Source organism: Anaerolineae bacterium (genome assembly GCA_014360855.1).
Classification (GTDB): domain Bacteria; phylum Chloroflexota; class Anaerolineae; order JACIWP01; family JACIWP01; genus JACIWP01.
Genome location: JACIWP010000359.1, coordinates 1 through 2590, shown reverse-complemented (window position 1 = coordinate 2590; position 2590 = coordinate 1). Strand labels below are relative to the sequence as shown.

Genomic DNA, 2590 nt, shown 5'->3' with positions numbered 1-2590 from the left:
TTTGGCAAGTCTGGTGGGTGAAAGGGCGTGGATGGGCGGTCACGCCGGCGGGGAGCCCAGCAGTCGCGCCAGCGCCAGGCGCACCAGGTCGGAGATGCTGAGATGCCGGCGCGTGGCTTCCAGCTCCAGCTCCCGCAGTTCGTCCAGGCTGACGCGGAAGGAAACCATTTTGGAGCGCGAGCGGACGGGCCGGCGGATCCAGCGCTGTTCGCCGTAGCGGTTCATGCTCTCCCTCCTTTCGGTCGTGCGGCGGGCACCCGAAACCCGGAATAGAACATTTGTTCTACATTATACGCGGGGGCCGGCGGATTGTCAAATCCGCGCCCCCGCCCCGGACCAGGGACAGCCGCCTACGCCTTGTTTAGGACAAAAGTAGGCCTTGCCAGGTTGCAAAGCGTACATTATAATCGGGCTGTCAACCGAGCCTGCCAGACGCTCGGGGTGCTGGAGCCTGTGCACTGACAGGGTAAGCAGGAAGGGGCGCATTGGAGACACGTCGCGACGTTTCCGCCAAGACGGCCGAGCAGTCCGCCGGCACGCATCTCCAGCCCGGCCAGGTCCTGCGCGGGCGCTACCAAATCCTGCGGGTGCTGGGCACCGGCGGCATGAGCACGGTCTACGAGGCGCGCGACCTGAATTTCCCCAATGTGGTGCGCCGCTGTGCCGTCAAGGAGATCGCCATCGCCCCGACCAAGCCCCTGGTGCTGGCCCAACAGCGGGAGCTGTTCGAGCGCGAGGCCAACTTGCTGGCCAGCCTGAGCCACCCGGCCATCCCCAAGATTTACGACTTCTTCAACGAAGAGGAATACAGCTACCTGGTGCTGGAGCTGATCCATGGGGAGGACCTGGAGACCATCCTGCGCCGGCACGGCGGCCCCCTCCCCCAGTCCATCGTCGTGCGCTGGGCCATCGAAATCTGCGAGGTCCTGCACTTCCTCCACACCCGCCAGCCCGAGCCCATCGTCTTCCGCGACATGAAGCCCTCCAATGTCATGCTCAACGAGTACGGGCATATCGTGCTCATTGACTTCGGCATCGCCAAGATATTCCGCGGGGAAGAGCGCGGCACCATGATCGGCACCGAGGGCTATTCCCCGCCCGAACAGTACCGCGGCATTGCCACGCCCCAGAGCGACATTTATTCCCTGGGAGCGACCTTGCATCATCTCTTGAGCGGGTGCGACCCGACCAAGGAGGCGCCGTTTACCTTCCATCAGCGGCCCCTGCGGCAGTACAACCCCACCGTGTCGCCGGAGCTGGAGGCCATCGTCATGCGCGCCCTGGCGTATGAGGCGAGCGAGCGCTTCGCCACGGCCGAGGAGATGCGGCGCGCCTTACTGCCGCTCGCCGGCCGCCCCGGCCAGCCCGACCCGGCGCTCTTCTCCACGGTGCATATCTCCAGCGAGCCGGCGGTCCAGCCCCTCTGGTCCTTCCGCTGTGAGGATGAGGTGCGCTCATCCCCGCGCGTGGCCGATGGGGTGCTCTATATCGGGTGCTATGATCACAACCTTTACGCCCTGCGCGCCGACAACGGCCAGTTGCTGTGGAAGTTCCCGACCGAAGGGGGCATCGCCGCCACGCCAACCCCCTGGGAGGATCTGGTCATCATCGGCTCGGAGGACGGCGCGCTGTACGCGGTGCTGGCCGCCAGCGGCCGGCAGGTCTGGCGCTTCCCCACGCAGGGGCGGGTGCGCTCTTCCGCCCGCATCGCCTATAACCATGCCTTCTTCGGCTCAGATGATGCGCATATCTACGCCGTGCAGGCTCGCAGTGGCAAACTGCTCTGGAAAGCGGTTACCAGCGGCCCGGTGCGCTCCTCGCCGGCCATCGCCGATGAAATGCTGGTCGTGGGGAGCGAGGACGGATACGTGTATGCCCTCCAGCTCCAACGGGGGGCCCTCCTCTGGCGCTATTTCTGCGGCGGCGGTGTCGTTTCCTCGCCCCTGCTCTGGGAGGACATGGTCATCGTTGGTTCCACCGACCGCTACCTGTATGCCCTAGATGTTCATTCGGGCTGGCCGGTGTGGCGCTTCCGCGCCGATAAGCCCATCATCTCCTCGCCGGCCGGCATGGGCGATACCATCTACGTCGGCGCCGCGGATGGCAACCTGTATGCCCTCGAGTCGGGGAGCGGACGCCTGCGCTGGAAATACAGCACGGGGGGACAGGTCAACTCCTCCCCGGCGGTCGCCGGCGACGCGGTCTATGTGGGCTCCAGCGACGGCGGTGTCTACTGCCTGGATGCCCGCACCGGGAAACTGCGCTGGAAGTTCGAGACCCAGGGGCCGGTCGTTTCCTCCCCGCTGGTGCATGAGGGGATGGTCTTCATCGGCTCGCTGGATCATCATGTGTATGCCCTGCCGGCCGCAGGCTAACAGGGGCACACCAACCATCACACGGGATATGGGGTCAGCACTATGGGCAAGAAACGCCGGACTACAACCGAGGAAGCGGAAACGCCGCCGGCTCCCGCGCCGGTGACGGCGGCGGAAAGCGGCATCCCCTGCGCGCGGGCGCTCTTCAGCATGGCCAGCCACATCGGCATGGTGCGCGAGGAGAACGAGGACAGCGCCTTCGCTTGGCTCCAACA

3 protein-coding genes are annotated in these 2590 nt (G+C 65.7%); 2 read left to right on the top strand and 1 reads right to left on the bottom strand.

The features are described 5' to 3' along the window. Positions 1-39 precede the first annotated feature (39 nt). Complete coding sequence (locus tag H5T60_13960; protein MBC7243537.1) at positions 40-225, bottom strand: ribbon-helix-helix protein, CopG family; 186 nt, start codon at positions 223-225, stop codon at positions 40-42. Positions 226-485: 260 nt separating this feature from the next. On the opposite strand from H5T60_13960, the gene H5T60_13955 reads away from it, so the two are divergent. Then, the gene (locus tag H5T60_13955) at positions 486-2375 is read left to right on the top strand and encodes a serine/threonine-protein kinase (protein ID MBC7243536.1); all 1890 of its coding nucleotides are present in this window, start codon (positions 486-488) and stop codon (positions 2373-2375) included. A gap of 42 nt (positions 2376-2417) precedes the next feature. Beyond that, the coding region (locus H5T60_13950) for a hypothetical protein (protein ID MBC7243535.1) at positions 2418-2590 on the top strand (173 nt) is incomplete at its 3' end.

What these genes read in the sequence shown, in the direction of transcription:
- H5T60_13960 (MBC7243537.1), bottom strand. Translation starts at nt 225, where the DNA reads ATGAACCGCTACGGCGAACAGCGCTGGATCCGCCGGCCCGTCCGCTCG.